Raw genomic sequence first — 15529 nt, forward strand, 5'->3', positions numbered from 1 at the left:
AAGCGGAGCTTGGGGACGGCTCAACAACCTGTCGTTGGACGTGATGGTGCGGGCGGCAGGACGCTGCCACCATGACCACCCCGACCGCGTATCCGTCCTCCCGTCTTCTCACGGCACGCCTCGGCGCGTTCGTCGGCGACGTCCGCGAGGCCGTCGGCCGGGGCCTGGCGCCCGATGTGACCGCCTATCTGGTGGGCGAGCGGCTCGCGCCCCACCTCGGCGCGGACGATCTGCTCACCCCCGAGCAGCGCGAGGGCGACCCCGACCGCTACCGCCAGCACATCCTGCACGCCGAGCCCGACGGCAGCTTCTCGATCGTCGCGCTGGTGTGGCTGCCCGGCCAGCGCACGGCGATCCATGACCATGTGTCCTGGTGTGTGACCGGCGTCCACGAGGGCGAGGAGCACGAGCGGCGCTACCGCCTCGTCCCGGACGGCCCGGGCTCGCGGCTGATCGCGGTGGAGGACGTGGTCAACCCGCGGGGCGCGGTGTGCGGATTCGCGCCGCCCGGAGATATCCACAGGGTGTGGAACGCCTGCGGGACGAAGGCGATCTCGATCCACGTCTACGGGGCGGACATCGCCCGCCTGGGCAGCAGCGTCCGGCGGGTCTACGACCTCCCGGCGGCGGACGGCCACCTCCCGATGGCGGACGGCCACCTCCCGACGGCGGATGACCACCTTCCGACGGCGGACGGCCAGTGACGCTGACCGCCGCGCCCGGCCGGGCGCGGCAGGCCGCCGGATGGCGGCCGCCCGCCCCGGCGTACGGGCTCGGGCTGGCCGCGGCCGGGGTCGCGGCAGCCTGGGGCGTCCACCGGCTGCTCCCCGCCGTCCCCCTGCTGACCGCCGCCGTGGTGCTGGGCATCGTCGCCGCGCATCTGCCGGGGGCGCGCGGCCTGGTCCGGGGCGTCTGCCGCGCCGGGCTCTCGCTCGCCGGGAAGCGGCTGATGCGCCTGGGCATCGTGCTGCTCGGCCTCAAGCTCAGCCTGGACGATGTGCTGGGCCTGGGCTGGGCCACCGTGGCGATGGTCCTGGGCGTGGTCGCCGCCACCTTCTGCGGCACCTGGTGGCTCGGCCGCCGGATGGGGCTGCGCGGCGACCAGCCGCTGCTGATCGCCACCGGCTACTCGATCTGCGGGGCCTCCGCGATCGGCGCGGTGAGCGAGGTGTCGGACAGCGACGAGCGCGATGTGGCCACCTCCGTGGCGCTGGTGACGCTGTGCGGCACGCTCGCCATCGCCGTCCTGCCGCTGCTCCAGCACCCCTTGGGGCTCGGCGACGAGGCGTTCGGCCGGTGGGTGGGCGCGAGCGTGCACGACGTGGGCCAGGTGGTGGCCACCGCGCAGACCGCGGGGCCGTCGGCACTGGGCGACGCGGTGCTGGTCAAGCTGGTGCGGGTGGCCCTGCTCGCCCCGCTGGTCGCGGTGCTCGCGACGTCCGTACGGGCGCGGGGGCGCGCCAAGAAGGCGGAGGGGCAGGCGGCACAGGGGGAGAAGGCGGAGCGGCGGCCGCCACTGGTGCCGCTCTTCGTCCTCGGCTTCCTCGCCATGACCGCCCTGCGCAGCACGGACGTCCTGTCCACCACCGTGCTGGACAGCGCCGCCACGGCCCAGGAACTCCTCCTCGCCGCAGCCCTCTTCGGCCTCGGCAGCGCCGTCCACCTCCCCTCCCTCACCCGCACCGGCGCCCGGGTCGCCGCGCTGGGGCTGTGCGCGTGGGTGGTGATCGCGGGCGCGTCGTACGGGGGCGTCCTGCTCACCACGTAGGGCCCGACGGGCCAGGGGCGACGGCCAGGGGCGTCCTAGGGCCAGCGGCCGAGCGTGGCTCCGTCCCGCGACAGGTGTGACATCCCGGAACGCCACTTACCCTGACGCCATGACCCCTCGTGACCCCCTTGATGTCGGTGCCGCCGACGCCGCCGTCACGGACAGCGCCCCGCCGCCCCAGGCGGCCGCCGCCTCCGCCGTCCGCCCCGAGCCGGAAGCCGGAGACCCCGGTCCGGCGGAAGCCGGTGACCTGGACCCGGCGGGCGACGGCGACACCGGCGGCACCGTACTGGGGAGGCGCTACCGCGCCCTCACCCTCGGCATCGTCACCGTCGTCTCCCTCATCGCCTTCGAGGCGAGCGCGGTCAACACCGCGATGCCGGTCGCGGCCCGCGCGCTGGACGGGGTCGAGCTCTACGCGTACGCCTTCTCCGCCTACTTCACCGCGAGCCTGTTCGCGATGGCCCTGTCGGGGGAGTGGTGCGACCGCAAGGGGCCGCTGGCGCCGCTGTTCACCGGGATCGCGGCGTTCGCCGCCGGGCTGCTGGTGGCCGGTTCCGCACAGCGGATGTGGATGTTCGTGGGCGGGCGCGCGGTGCAGGGCATAGGCGGCGGGCTGGTGATCGTCGCGCTGTACGTGGTGGTGGGCCGCGCCTATCCGCAGCGGCTCCAGCCCGCCGTGCTGGCGTCCTTCTCCGCCGCCTGGGTGCTGCCGGTCATCGTCGGCCCGCTCGCCGCCGGGACCGTCACCGAACAGGCCGGCTGGCGCTGGGTGTTCCTCGCCATCCCGGTGCTGGTGCTGCCGCCGCTCGCGGTGATGCTCCCCGCGCTGCGCGCCCTGCCCCCGAGCGAGCGCTCCGCGGCCATGAACCGCCGCCGCATCCTGCTCGCGCTCGCCGTCGCGGTGGGCGCCGGGCTGCTCCAGTACGCGGGCCAGGACCTGACCTGGCTCTCCCTGGTCCCGGCCGCCGCCGGGCTCGCCCTGCTCGTCCCGTGCGTACTGCGGCTGCTGCCCAAGGGCACCTTCCGCGCCGCCCGCGGACTGCCGTCGGTGATCCTGCTGCGCGGGGTGGCGGCGGGGTCCTTCCTGGGCGCGGAGAGCTTCGTCCCGCTGATGCTGGTGACCCAGCGCGGCCTGTCCGCGACCGCCGCCGGGCTCTCGCTCACCGCCGGCGGCCTCACCTGGGCCCTGGGCTCCTACACCCAGAGCCGCCCTCGCCTGGAGCCGCACCGCGAACGGCTGATGGGCCTCGGCATGCTCCTCATCGCCGCCTCCATCGCCATGGTGCTCCTGGGCCTCATCGACTCCGTCCCGGCCTGGATCGTGGCCGTGGCCTGGGTGATCGGCGGCTACGGAATGGGGCTGACCATCTCCAGCGGGAGCGTGCTGCTGCTGAAGCTCTCCCGCCCGGAGGACGCGGGCAGCAACTCCGCCTCCCTCCAGGTCTCCGACGCGCTCGGCAACATCACGCTGGTCGGCCTCAGCGGTGTCCTCTTCGTCACCTTCGGCGGCGGCGAGATCGCCGCCACCGGCACCGCGGCCACCCACCAGCCGGCCGCCTTCGGGGCGGTCTACGTGGCGATGGCGGCGGTGTCGCTGGTGGGGGCGTGGGTGACGACGCGGTTGCGGCCCGTCACGACGTAGTACCATTCTGACCCCATTGATGGTACCGTTTTGGTATGGCTATGAATCTCCGACTGCGCGACGACCAGCAAGAGGCGCTCAAGCAGCGGGCCGAGGAGGAGGGCCGCAGTATGCACGCCATAGTGCTCCAGGCGATCGATCGGTATCTCGAGCAAGAGGCGGACCGGGAGTCGGTCCAGCGACTGGGGGCGAAGTACGCGGCACGCCACGCGGACCTTCTGCGGAGGCTGGGGGAGTAAGTGAAGTACCTGACGGTCCAGGAAGTGCTGGACCTGGCGGAAATCGCCTGCGGGGGGCAGCAGATCGCGGTGCGCGATCTGGGATTGCTGAGCTCGGCTGTGCACCGTCCGCAGTCGCAGATGTTCGGCATAGAGGCGTACACCGACCGCTTCGAGAAGGCCGCCGCGCTGCTCCAGTCGCTTGCCGTCAACCACCCGCTGGTGGACGGCAACAAACGGATGGCATGGATGTGCACGGTGGTCTTCCTCGATCTCAACGGCACCGAAATGCTCGACGTCGACCAGGACGAGGCGTACAAGCTGGTGGTCGGCGTGGCCGCGGGCGCGCTCGAGGACGTCGGGGACATCGCGGCCAGATTGCGCAGGCTGCACGAGGGAATGTGAGTCTGATCCCACCCTCGGGTGGGATCCGCACGTACCCCGGAGCGTGAAGGACGGCACCGGTAGGCTGACGCGGTTCCCGATCGACCTCGCCGAGTCAGCCCGACGGAGACCGTGAGTACTACTGCCGCCTCCACCAGCCATCACCTCTCGCCCGCCTTTCCCGGCCGGGCTCCTTGGGGTACCGCGAGCAAGCTGCGCGCCTGGCAGCAGGGCGCGTTGGACAAGTACATCCAGGAGCAGCCGCGGGACTTCCTCGCGGTGGCGACCCCGGGCGCCGGGAAGACCACCTTCGCCCTGACCCTCGCCTCCTGGCTGCTGCACCACCACGTCGTCCAGCAGGTGACGGTCGTCGCGCCGACCGAGCACCTGAAGAAGCAGTGGGCGGAGGCCGCCGCGCGGGTCGGCATCAAGCTGGACCCGGAGTACAGCGCGGGCCCGCTGGGCCGGGAGTACCACGGGATCGCCGTGACCTACGCGGGCGTCGGCGTCCGGCCCATGCTGCACCGCAACCGGATCGAGCAGCGCAAGACGCTGGTCATCCTCGACGAGATCCACCACGCCGGCGACTCCCGCTCCTGGGGCGAGGCGTGTCTGGAGGCGTTCGAGCCGGCCACCCGGCGGCTCGCGCTCACCGGCACCCCGTTCCGGTCCGACACCAACCCCATCCCCTTCGTCACCTACGAAGAGGGCAACGACGGCATCCGGCGCTCCTCGGCCGACTACACCTACGGCTACGGCAACGCGCTGGGGGACGGCGTCGTGCGGCCCGTCATCTTCCTCTCCTACAGCGGCAACATGCGCTGGCGCACCAAGGCGGGCGACGAGATCGCGGCGCGGCTCGGCGAGCCGATGACCAAGGACGCCGTCTCCCAGGCGTGGCGCACCGCGCTCGATCCGCGCGGCGACTGGATGCCGAACGTGCTGCGCGCCGCCGACCAGCGGCTGTCCGAGGTCCGCAAGGGCATCCCGGACGCGGGGGCGCTCGTCATCGCCTCCGACCAGGACTCGGCCCGCGCCTACGCCAAGCTGATCCGCGAGATCACCGGCACCAAGGCGACGCTGGTGCTCTCCGACGAGGCGGCGGCGTCCCAGCGGATCGAGGACTTCAGCCACTCCGACGACCGCTGGATGGTCGCGGTCCGCATGGTGTCGGAGGGGGTGGACGTGCCCCGGCTGGCGGTCGGGGTGTACGCGACCACCATCTCCACACCGCTCTTCTTCGCCCAGGCCGTCGGCCGCTTCGTACGGTCGCGGCGGCGCGGCGAGACCGCGTCCGTCTTCCTCCCCACCATCCCGACGCTGCTCGGCTTCGCCAATGAGATGGAGGTCGAGCGCGACCACGTCCTGGACAAGCCCAAGAAGGACGGCGAGGAGGAGAACCCGTACGCGGAGGAGGAGAAGCTCCTCGAGGAGGCCGAGAAGCAGCAGGACGAGGACACCGGCGAACAGGACCAACTGCCCTTCGAGGCGCTGGAGTCGGACGCCGTCTTCGACCGGGTGCTGTACGACGGCGCCGAGTTCGGCATGCAGGCGCATCCGGGCAGCGACGAGGAGCAGGACTACCTGGGCATCCCGGGGCTGCTCGAACCCGACCAGGTGCAGATGCTGCTCCAGAAGCGGCAGGCCAAGCAGATCGCGCACAGCCGCAAGAAGCCGGACGCGGAGGCGGATCTGCTGGAGCTTCCGGCGGAGCGGCGGCCGGTGGTCACCCACAAGGAGCTGCTGGAGCTGCGCAAGGAGCTCAACTCACTGGTCGGGGCGTACGTCCACCAGAGCGGAAAGCCGCATGGCGTGATCCACACCGAGCTGCGCCGGGTGTGCGGCGGCCCGCCGAGCGCGGAGGCGACGGCGGGGCAGATCCGCGAGCGGATCAAGAAGGTCCGGGAGTGGGCGACGCGCATGCGCTGACGCGCGGATCTTTCCCCTCCCCGCCCCTTCCCGATACCAGGGGCTTCGCCCCTGGACCCCGGGGTCTTGAGCGGAGCCCCGCCGCGCGGTGGAGCCGCATATCGATGTTGTGGGGATGGGGTGGAGCCCTGGTCCGGGGTTCGGGGCGGGGCCCCGCCGCGCGGTGGAGCCGGGTATCGATGTTGCGGGTTGGGGTGGGGGCCTGGTCCGGGGTCTGGGGCGGGGCAGCGCCGCGCGGTGGAGCCGGGTATCGAGGTTGCGGGAAGCGGCAGAGCCCTGGCCCGGGGTCTGGGGCGGGGCCGCCCCACGTGGTGGAGCCGGGTATCGATGCTGCGGGAAGGGGCGAAGCCCCCTGGTCCGGGGTCTGGGGCGGAGCCCCAGTTGTGGGAAGGGGCGGGGAGGGGAGCAGCCCGCCGCAGGCGTCGCGATCCGTCGGACTTCCGCGCCGTGACATAGGCGGATGGGCGCTGATCCGTCCCGCGCAACTCCCTTTCGAAAAATTTCATGAACCGGTCGCAGACCCCCCTTATGAATCCAGGCAAACCGGAACGTTTTGGGGTGCTCGCGTACCCCACTCATTGGCAGCTCCGCTCGGATTCTGGACAAACCCTTCCGCAAAGCGGACCGGCTCGCTAGCGTTCGGGCACGCACACGCCCCGTGGCAGCGCCGCCGCGGAGCGCAGCCGGTGCGTGACCACCGCGACCGGCGGCCTCTTCGCGCGCCGTCGTCGGGACCGGCGGGGCACCTCACGAAGAGCCGCCACTCATCACCGAGGAGGGGGCGTCGTGACCGCGGAGACCTCTCAGACGCTCGATCGAGGACTGCGCGTCCTCAAACTGCTCGCCGACACCGACCACGGGCTGACCGTGACCGAGCTGTCCAACAAGCTCGGCGTCAACCGCACCGTGGTCTACCGGCTGCTGGCCACCCTCGAGCAGCACTCCCTGGTCCGCCGGGACATCGGCGGGCGGGCGCGTGTCGGGCTCGGAGTGCTCCAACTCGGCCGCCAGGTGCATCCGCTCGTACGGGAGGCGGCGCTGCCCGCGCTGCGCTCCCTCGCCGAGGACGTCGGCGCGACCGCCCACCTCACCCTGGTCGACGGCACCGAGGCACTCGCCGTCGCGGTCGTCGAGCCGACCTGGACCGACTACCACGTGGCCTACCGGGCCGGATTCAGGCATCCGCTCGACCGGGGCGCCGCCGGGCGCGCGATCCTCGCCGCCCGCGCCGGCCGCCCCGACGACCCCGGGTACGCCCTCACCCACGGCGAACTGGAGGCGGGCGCGAGCGGCGCGGCCGCCCCGCTCGTCGGGGTGACGGGAATCGAGGGCAGCGTCGGGGTCGTGATGCTCTGCGACTCGGTCCCGGAGCGCGTCGGCCCCCGGGTGGTCGACGCGGCCCGAGAGGTCTCGGACGCCCTGAGGTGAGGGCGCGCCGCGGGCGCGTGGCGCCCGGGGCATCGCGGCCCGCCGGACAGCGAGGTGCCTCGCACCTGACGTCACGCGCGTGCCCGCGCCCGCGCCGGGCGGCCCGGCGGCACAAGCCCGGCCCCGCCCCCGGGCGGCCCCCCCCGGGCGGCCCCCGGGGCCGGGGTGGCGGCTCACGCGTCCCGGCGGTCAACTAGATTCGCACCATGCCTGCCGTCTCCCGCCGCGCCCGCATCCTCGCGCTCTGCTCCGCGCCCGTGCTCGCCCTGCTCGCGGTGGCCGCGTTCGCGCCGCTGCCGTTCACCGTGGCCCAGCCCGGTTCGACCGTGAACGTCCTGGGCTCCGACCGCGGTAAGCAGGTGATCAGCGTTTCGGGGACCGGCACCCGCAAGACCGCCGGGCAGCTTCGGATGACGACGATCCTGGCGACCGGCCCGGACGCCACCGTGCGGCTGAAGGACGTGGTCAGCGGCTGGTTCGCCACCGACCGCGCCGTCATGCCGCATGACTCGGTCTACGTCGGTGGCACCACCAAGGAGATCGAGCGGCACAACGTCGCGGAGATGCGGGAGTCCCAGTCCTCGGCCACCAGCGCCGCGCTCGGCTATCTCCACCGCTCCCCGCGCGACGTCAAGGTCACTCTGCGCCTCGCCGACGTCGGCGGTCCGAGCGCCGGGCTGCTCTTCTCCCTCGGCATCGTCGACAAGCTGGACGGCGACGGCCGCGGCGGCGACCTCACCGGCGGCCGGACGATCGCGGGCACCGGCACCATCGACGCCAAGGGCAAGGTCGGGGCCGTGGGCGGGGTCCCGCTCAAGACGCAGGCCGCCAAGCGGGACGGCGCCACGGTCTTCCTCGTGCCGAAGGCCGAATGCGCCGACGCCACGTCCGAACTGCCCAAGGGGCTGCGGCTGATCCCCGTCACCACCCTCAAGGGTGCGGTGACGGCTCTGCGGGCGCTGCGGTCGGGCGGCGCGGTCCCGCACTGCTGAGCGGCGCCGTCACTCCCTTGCCCACCGTCACTCCCTTGTCCACCGTCACTCCCTTGTCCACCGCCGCCCCCTTGTCCACTGCCGCCTCCTCGTCCACCATCGCTCCTTCGTCCGCCGCCGCCCCCTCGTCCATCCCGCGCCAGGCGGGGAAGACCAGCGGGCTGAGCGTGGCCAGGAAGTAGACACCGCCCGTCACCAGGAAGGCGGCGGTCAGCCCCACCCCCTCCACCAGGCACCCGGCCGCCAGCCCGCCGAGCGGCATCACCACCCACACCCCCGCGGTGAGCGCCCCCGAGACCCGGCTGCGCAGCTCGTCGGGGACGGCCTCGTACGTCACCGTGGTCAGGATCGGGTTGAGCATTCCCGCCGCGACCCCGCTGACCGCCATCGTCACGGCGAGCGGGGACACCCCGGGGACGAACGCGGCGATCAGGAACCGCGGCAGCCCGCACACCAGGAAGCTCACCGCGAAGACGGTCCGGCGCGGAAAGCGGTCGCCCACCGCCCCGTACAGCAGCGCCCCCACCAGCGCCCCGCCGCCGAACAGCGCCGTGAGCAGCCCCAGGTGCACCGAACCGCCCAGGTGCCGCTCGGCGTGGACCGGCAGCAGTACGGAGGACAGACCCTGGTCGAGGCCGTTGGTGACCATGACCATCAGCACGATGGCCAGCAGCAGCCGGTGGCGCAGCAGGAAGCGGTACCCCTCGCCCAGCTCCGCGCGGTAGGCGCGGGCGGACACCGGCACCACGGGCTTGCGCGGCGCGGCGGCGGGCAGTCCGCGCAGCCCCGCCATGATCAGCAGCGCGGACGCCGCGAACGTGGCCCCGTCCAGCAGCAGTACCGACGGCGGGCCGAGCAGCGCGATCAGCAGCCCGCCGAGTGCGGCGCCCAGCATCCGGGCCCCGCGCGAGGCCCCGTCGTAGAAGCTGGCCGCGCGGCTGAGGGTGGTGCCCGCCCGTTCGGCCAGCGCGGGGACGAGCACCTGGCGGGCGGTCTCGCCCGGCGCGTGGAGCAGTCCGCAGAACGCCATCAGCGCGCACAGCTGCCAGAACCGCAGCAGCCCGGCGAAGTGCAGCACCGGAATCGTGGCGACGGCCACCCCGCACAGCGAGTCGGAGGCGACGGAGACCCGTCGGCGGCCGACCCGGTCGATGACCGGCCCGCCGATGACGGCGGAGACGACCACCGGCAGGGTCGCGCAGAAGGACACGAACCCGGCCTTGGCCGCGCTGCCCGTGGTTTCCAGGACGAACCACGGGACGGCGATCAGGGTGAGGGAATTGCCCGCTATGGAGACGGTGTTGGCGGCGAGGACGAGTAAGAGCGGTCTTCGGTCGTCCCCGCCGTTCCCCCGGCGCTCTCCGTCTCCTGTGTCGTCGGAGGTCATGTCAGTGGTCGAACCGGGCGGTCAGACCTGATTGCGGCAGCCGTGGGGTGGCCAGCCGCAGCCCGACCTCCACCAGCGTCCAGCCGACCCGGGCGCGCAGCACCCGGGCGCGGGCGGGGCGGGAGCGGCGGTGCGGCCGGGACGCCTCGCGGGCCTCGTCGCGGAGGCGCTCGGCGCGTATGTGGTGCAGCCACAGATGGATGTCGTCGCCGTACATGTGTGGTTCCCCCCAGGGATCGGTCAGTCCTCGTCGCGCGGGAAGGCGTGCAGATGGACGCGGTACGGGGCGGAGCCCTCGGTCTCCCGGTCCACCTCCTTCTCGCGGTAGCTCTCGATCAGTTCGTGCACCTTGTCGCGCATTTCGCGGGCGAGTTCAGGGGTGAGGCGCATGTGGAAGTCGCTGAGGTCCGAGGCCGCCCGCCATTGATCCGACCAGCCGTGCAGGGTGCCCAGAAAGGTGGACATCTCCTGCGTGTGCTGGGTGGCCACCTCGTGCAGCGCGGTGTTCACCGCCCCCCGTACGGCCGGGTCGGGGTGGGCCAGGAACTTGTCGGCGTTCCAGCGCGTACCCCTGTGCACCGCCTTCCACCACCGCTCCCGCCCCTTGCCCCGCTCCGGGTCGTCCTTGACGAAGCCATGGGCGGCCAGCTGTCGGAGATGGTAGCTGGTGGCGCCGCTCGACTCGCCCAATCGGTCGGCCAGTTGGGACGCGGTGGCCGGTCCGTACTCGCGCAGCGCACCGAGCAGACGTATCCGCAGCGGATGCGCGAGTCCACGCAGGGAGCGTGGGTCGAGCACCCGGACATCGTCGGGCACAGGCTGTTCGTTCTCTGCCATGAGCGGAGCCTAACCATGCAAAGATGTGCTTGCAACGCTTTCTTTGCAACGGACTCTTTGGGTCCGCTTTCAGTCCCGCGCCGCCTGCCGCACCAGCGGGATGATCCGCAGTGGCACCGGGTTCTCCATCACGATCGCCGTCGAGGCCCGGACGATCCCCTCGAACCCCACCACCAGGTCGATCACCCGCTGGAGATCGGCGTTGGAGCGGGCCACCAGGCGGCACAGCATGTCCCCGTGGCCCGTCGTGGTGTGCAGCTCCAGCACCTCGGGGACGGTCGCCAGATGGGCCCGTACGTCCTGCCCCTGCCCCTGCTTGATCTCCAGTGTCGCGAACGCGGTGACCGGATAGCCGAGCGCCGCCGGGTCCACATCGGGGCCGAAGCCCCGGATCACCCCCTGCGTCCGCAGCCGGTCCAGCCGCGCCTGCGCCGTGCCGCGGGCGACACCGAGGCGGCGCGACGCCTCCAGGACCCCGATCCGCGGCTCCTCGGCGAGCAGCTCGATCAGGCGGGCGTCGAGCCCGTCGATTCCCATGCGGTCCCCCTCCAGGTCCCAGGTTTCTCTCGAGGTGTCCTCTGTGACGGTAGTCACCCTGTACAGGATGCGCTGCCGGATGCGGCCGTGGCTATACATGCTGACCAGCGATTTCGCGAAGTGTTGCGCACCTTGAGCCGCGGGGGGACGCTTCGAAGTATGACTGAGACGACAGAGATGCTGCAGCAGGGGGACGCACGGCACGCCGACCCGTTCCCCGTGAAGGGGATGGACGCGGTCGTCTTCGCCGTCGGCAACGCCAAGCAGGCCGCGCACTACTACGCCACCGCCTTCGGCATGAAGCTCGTCGCCTACTCCGGTCCGGAGAACGGCAGCCGGGAGACGGCCAGTTACGTCCTCGTCTCGGGCAGCGCCCGCTTCGTGTTCACCTCCGTCATCAAGCCGGTGAGCGCCTGGGGCCGCTTCCTGTCCGAGCATGTCGCCGAGCACGGCGACGGTGTGATCGACCTCGCGGTCGAGGTGCCGGACGCGCGCGCCGCGTACGCGTACGCCCTCGAGCACGGCGCCACCGGGATCGAGGAGCCGCACGAGCTCAAGGACGAGCACGGCACGGTGGTCATGGCCTCGATCCGCACCTACGGCGACACCCGCCACACCCTCGTCGAGCGCACCGGCTACTTCGGCCCGTACCTCCCCGGCTACGCCGAGGCCGAGCCGATCGTCGCCCCGCCGGCGCGCCGGAACTTCCAGGCCATCGACCACTGCGTGGGCAATGTGGAGCTGGGCCGGATGGACGAGTGGGTCCGCTTCTACAACGACGTCATGGGCTTCACCAACATGAAGGAGTTCGTGGGCGACGACATCGCCACCGAGTACTCCGCGCTGATGTCGAAGGTCGTGGCGGACGGCACCCGCAAGGTGAAGTTCCCGCTCAACGAGCCCGCGGTCGGCAAGAAGAAGTCCCAGATCGACGAGTATCTGGAGTTCTACGGCGGCCCCGGCGTCCAGCACATCGCGCTCGCCACCAACGACATCGTCGCCACCGTGCGGGCCATGCGCGCGGCCGGGGTGAGCTTCCTGGACACCCCGGACTCGTACTACGAGACGCTGGGGGAGTGGGTCGGCGACACCCGCGTCCCGCTGGAGACCCTCCGTGAGCTGAAGATCCTCGCCGACCGGGACGAGGACGGCTATCTGCTCCAGATCTTCACCAAGCCGGTCCAGGACCGGCCGACCGTCTTCTTCGAGCTGATCGAGCGGCATGGCTCGATGGGCTTCGGCAAGGGCAACTTCAAGGCGCTGTTCGAGGCGATCGAGCGCGAGCAGGCCAAGCGCGGCAACCTCTGACCGCCGCGCGGGGCGGGCCGCAGTCCGCGGGTCCGCCCCGCACGGCCGCGCCCACCCCGCACGGCCGCGCCCACCCCCTCCAATTCCGTGCAGATGCGCCCACACTCCCGTGCCCATGCGCCGTCGGTGCCAGAAAATGCGAACACCCGAATGGGAGCGCTTTCCCACCGTCTACACTCACGGCGATCTGTTCACTCCAACACGGCGTGATCACATGGGAGTTGTTGAGTATCAATGCACACGGAAAAGTACGCTGCGGGCCGTTTGACCAGGCGTAGGTTCGCCCTCGGTGGGGGAGTCGCCGCGGCCGGCGCGCTCGGCGCCTTCGCCGCCCGCGCGGGGGCCGCCACCGTGGCGGGCGGCCGGTTCGACCTGTCGGTGCCCTCCACCCAGCTCATCCGCGAGAAGACCCCGCACAACTCCACCGTGCTGCAGTCCTTCGCGTTCGACGACGTGGGCGGGCACGTCTACACGATCCAGCTGATGGAGGGCGGGATCCGGCTCAGCGGGGAGTCCGCCCCCGTCTCCGGCGCCGACCGCGCCGCCCACGGCGATCTGTGCGTCACCAAGCTGTCCCTGGCCGGGGCGGAGCTGGGCTCGATGTACCTCAAGGGCTTCGGGCACGGCGTCGCCATGGGCTGTGAGCCGGTCGGCTCCACCGCCTATCTGTGGACCGAGTCGGACGCCAACCCCGACTCCGGCTACGGCCGCGCGATCAGCCGCTTCAAGTTCGCCGACGGCACGGTGCTGTCGTCCGGTTCGTCCTCGCTGGTCAAGCACCGCCCGGTGGCGGGCTCCACCAGCAACCAGCCCGCCGTCGACATGCTCAACCGCCGGCTGCTGCTGCGCTACCGCCTCGGCGGCGAGGTCCGCTACCGGCTGATGAGCCTGTCCGGGGTCAGCGCGGGCGACTACACCGCCGTGTACGACGACATACCCCAGACCGGCGTCGAGGACGGCGAGGTCTTCCAGGGCTTCACGGTCCTCGGCGACTACGTGTACCAGCTGACCGGCACCGCCTACACCGGCGAGGACGGCGCCAACCCGCCCTCCGGCCACGGCAACACCTACGTCTCCTGCGTCGATCTGCGCACCGGCGAACTCGTCCAGCGCGCCCGCACCGAGGCCGCCTACTCGCTGAGCTACCGCGAGCCCGAGGGGATGGCCGTCCAGCTCTCCAGCCCGCGCCGACTGTGCATGGGCTTCGCCTCGGGCGCCGCCGGGGACCGTAAGGTCAGCGTCTACTACAAGCCGCAGTAGCGTCCGTACGTACGGCACTGCTCACGGCCTGCCCACGGGCCCCCTCAAGGCCCTCCTCGCGGTCATCCGTCCGCTGCAGCGATCTTCCCCGGGCGCTTCCCGGGTGCGAGTCTGGAGATATGACGGACCTCATCGAGCTGCTGCGGGAGGGCCTCCCCGAGGAGGCGGTGCTCACCGACCCCGATGTGACCGGTGCCTACGCCAACGACATGGCCAGCTTCTGCGAGGCGGGCGCGCCCGCCGTGGTCGTCCTCCCGCGCACGGTCGAGCAGGTACAGCACGTGTGCCGCACCGCCACCGCGCTGCGCGTCCCGATCGTGCCCCAGGGCGCGCGCACCGGGCTGTCGGGCGCGGCTAACGCGTCCGACGGCTGCGTCGTGCTGTCCCTGGTCAAGATGGACCGGATCCTGGAGATCAACCCGGTGGACCGGATCGCGGTCGTCGAACCGGGCGTGATCAACGCGACCCTGTCCCGCGCGGTCATGGAGAAGGGCCTCTACTATCCGCCGGACCCCTCCAGCTGGGAGCAGTGCACGATCGGCGGCAACATCGGCACCGCGTCCGGCGGGCTGTGCTGTGTGAAGTACGGCGTCACCGCCGAATACGTCCTCGGGCTCGATGTGGTCCTCGCCGACGGCCGGCTGCTGAAGACCGGCCGCCGCACCGCCAAGGGCGTCGCGGGCTACGACCTGACCCGGCTCTTCGTCGGCTCCGAGGGCAGCCTCGGCATCGTCGTGCGCGCGGTCCTCGCCCTCAAGCCCGCCCCGCTCGAACAGCTCGTGCTCGCCGCCGAGTTCCCCTCCACCGCGTCCGCCTGCGACGCCATCTGCCGGATCATGGAGCGCGGCCACGCCCCCTCGCTGCTGGAGCTGATGGACCGTACGAGCGTCCGCGCGGTCAACGCGATGGGGAACATGGGCCTCCCGGAGTCCACCGAGGCCCTGCTGATGGCGGCCTTCGACACCCCGGACCCGGCCCCGGACCTCGCCGCCGTGGCCGAGCTGTGCACGGCGGCCGGTGCCACGGAGGTGGTCCCGGCCGAGGACGCCGCCGAGTCCGACATGCTGCTCCAGGCCCGCCGGATGACGCTTCCGGCGCTGGAGGCGGTCAAGGGCGTCACCATGATCGACGACGTCTGTGTGCCCCGCTCCCGGCTCGCCGAGATGATCGACGGCACGGCCGCCATCGCCACGAAGTACGGCCTGACCATCGGCGTCGTCGCCCACGCCGGGGACGGCAACACCCATCCCACGGTGTGCTTCGACGCCGCCGACCCCGATGAGTCCCGCCGCGCCCGTGAGTCCTTCGACGCCATCATGGCGCTGGGCCTGGAGCTCGGCGGCACCATCACCGGGGAGCACGGCGTCGGCGTCCTCAAGCGGGAGTGGCTGGCGCGTGAGCTGGGCCCGGTGGGAGTGGAGATGCAGCGCGGCATCAAGCAGGTCTTCGACCCGCTGGGCCTGCTCAACCCCGGCAAGCTGTTCTGACGGCGGCCCTGGCAGGTCCCCGCCTCGGGTCTCGCGGCGACGTGGTCGAGGCGCTCGACGAACACCTTGGCGGCATCGGGAGCGATGGCCCGCAGCGCGACCATGCTCGTCAGGATGACGTCGCAGAGCTCTTTCTGTACGTCTTCCCATGTGTGGCTGTTGCCCTTGCGAGGGTTGGGGGCTGCTGTCGGTTGACAGCACTTGAGCGCATTTTGGTATGCGCGCGTGAGCATCGGCGACCGCGTAACGCGTTTCGCAGGGAACGAGAGTTCTTGCATCGCACGCGTGACCCTTTGCGGGTGATGCTCGTTGGCTGTGGTGAAGGGAAGTTTTCGAGTCGCGTGAGGGG

Annotated in this window: 15 protein-coding genes and 1 pseudogene; 11 read left to right on the plus strand and 5 right to left on the minus strand. The window is 71.8% G+C overall.

Going from position 1 to position 15529, the window contains the following annotated elements; translation table 11 throughout:
- Nucleotides 1–71: 71 nt before the first annotated feature.
- The 8 genes from ACZ6TD_RS28910 (at nucleotide 72) to ACZ6TD_RS28945 (ending at nucleotide 8364) form a co-directional block, all read left to right on the plus strand.
- Nucleotides 72–704, plus strand: coding sequence for a cysteine dioxygenase family protein (locus ACZ6TD_RS28910; protein WP_471342856.1), 633 nt, complete (start codon nucleotides 72–74; stop codon nucleotides 702–704).
- Nucleotides 701–1768, plus strand: coding sequence for a YeiH family protein (locus ACZ6TD_RS28915; protein WP_471342859.1), 1068 nt, complete (start codon nucleotides 701–703; stop codon nucleotides 1766–1768). The genes ACZ6TD_RS28910 and ACZ6TD_RS28915 overlap by 4 nt, the downstream gene beginning before the upstream one ends.
- 109 nt (nucleotides 1769–1877) lie before the next feature.
- Entirely contained in the window at nucleotides 1878–3413 is a 1536-nt protein-coding gene (locus tag ACZ6TD_RS28920; RefSeq protein ID WP_471342862.1) for an MFS transporter, read from the plus strand.
- Nucleotides 3414–3454: 41 nt separating this feature from the next.
- Nucleotides 3455–3652, plus strand: a complete 198-nt coding sequence (locus tag ACZ6TD_RS28925) for a ribbon-helix-helix protein, CopG family (protein WP_014061073.1) — start codon at nucleotides 3455–3457, stop codon at nucleotides 3650–3652.
- A complete protein-coding gene (locus tag ACZ6TD_RS28930; RefSeq protein WP_471342865.1) occupies nucleotides 3653–4036 on the plus strand; it encodes a type II toxin-antitoxin system death-on-curing family toxin in 384 nt (127 codons plus the stop codon).
- Nucleotides 4037–4147: 111 nt separating this feature from the next.
- Nucleotides 4148–5944 (plus strand): DEAD/DEAH box helicase, encoded by a 1797-nt coding sequence (locus ACZ6TD_RS28935; protein WP_471342867.1) that lies wholly within the window; start codon nucleotides 4148–4150, stop codon nucleotides 5942–5944.
- Nucleotides 5945–6730: 786 nt separating this feature from the next.
- Nucleotides 6731–7372 carry an IclR family transcriptional regulator gene (locus tag ACZ6TD_RS28940; protein WP_037962091.1) on the plus strand — a complete coding sequence of 214 codons (642 nt, stop codon included), beginning with the start codon at nucleotides 6731–6733 and terminating at the stop codon, nucleotides 7370–7372.
- A 206-nt stretch (nucleotides 7373–7578) separates the two neighbouring features.
- Nucleotides 7579–8364, plus strand: coding sequence for a S16 family serine protease (locus ACZ6TD_RS28945; RefSeq protein ID WP_471342870.1), 786 nt, complete (start codon nucleotides 7579–7581; stop codon nucleotides 8362–8364).
- On the opposite strand, the gene ACZ6TD_RS28950 is transcribed toward ACZ6TD_RS28945, so the two are convergent.
- The 4 genes from ACZ6TD_RS28950 to ACZ6TD_RS28965 form a co-directional block, all read right to left on the minus strand.
- Nucleotides 8303–9751 carry an MFS transporter gene (locus ACZ6TD_RS28950; RefSeq protein WP_471342873.1) on the minus strand — a complete coding sequence of 483 codons (1449 nt, stop codon included), beginning with the start codon at nucleotides 9749–9751 and terminating at the stop codon, nucleotides 8303–8305. The genes ACZ6TD_RS28945 and ACZ6TD_RS28950 overlap by 62 nt on opposite strands.
- A gap of 1 nt (nucleotide 9752) precedes the next feature.
- A complete protein-coding gene (locus ACZ6TD_RS28955; protein ID WP_210949802.1) occupies nucleotides 9753–9968 on the minus strand; it encodes a hypothetical protein in 216 nt (71 codons plus the stop codon).
- 23 nt (nucleotides 9969–9991) lie between these two features.
- Nucleotides 9992–10588 carry an ArsR/SmtB family transcription factor gene (locus tag ACZ6TD_RS28960; RefSeq protein WP_471342877.1) on the minus strand — a complete coding sequence of 199 codons (597 nt, stop codon included), beginning with the start codon at nucleotides 10586–10588 and terminating at the stop codon, nucleotides 9992–9994.
- A 69-nt stretch (nucleotides 10589–10657) separates the two neighbouring features.
- Complete coding sequence (locus ACZ6TD_RS28965; protein WP_471358127.1) at nucleotides 10658–11125, minus strand: Lrp/AsnC family transcriptional regulator; 468 nt, start codon at nucleotides 11123–11125, stop codon at nucleotides 10658–10660.
- 159 nt (nucleotides 11126–11284) lie between these two features.
- Here ACZ6TD_RS28965 and hppD point away from each other — a divergent pair, with 159 nt between their 5' ends.
- The 3 genes from hppD to ACZ6TD_RS28980 all read left to right on the plus strand — a co-directional run bounded on the left by hppD (nucleotide 11285) and on the right by ACZ6TD_RS28980 (nucleotide 15180).
- On the plus strand, nucleotides 11285–12433 hold the full coding sequence (gene hppD / locus ACZ6TD_RS28970) for a 4-hydroxyphenylpyruvate dioxygenase (RefSeq protein ID WP_471342880.1): 1149 nt from the start codon (nucleotides 11285–11287) through the stop codon (nucleotides 12431–12433).
- A 264-nt stretch (nucleotides 12434–12697) separates the two neighbouring features.
- The gene (locus ACZ6TD_RS28975) at nucleotides 12698–13693 is read left to right on the plus strand and encodes a phage baseplate protein (RefSeq protein ID WP_471342883.1); all 996 of its coding nucleotides are present in this window, start codon (nucleotides 12698–12700) and stop codon (nucleotides 13691–13693) included.
- 119 nt (nucleotides 13694–13812) lie between these two features.
- Nucleotides 13813–15180 (plus strand): FAD-binding oxidoreductase, encoded by a 1368-nt coding sequence (locus ACZ6TD_RS28980; RefSeq protein ID WP_471342885.1) that lies wholly within the window; start codon nucleotides 13813–13815, stop codon nucleotides 15178–15180.
- 29 nt (nucleotides 15181–15209) lie between these two features.
- Here the strand turns inward: ACZ6TD_RS28980 and ACZ6TD_RS28985 are convergent.
- A pseudogene (locus tag ACZ6TD_RS28985) lies at nucleotides 15210–15359 on the minus strand (nucleoside triphosphate pyrophosphohydrolase family protein); the annotation flags it as partial.
- Nucleotides 15360–15529 lie beyond the last annotated feature (170 nt).

Source organism: Streptomyces yongxingensis, assembly GCF_055597465.1.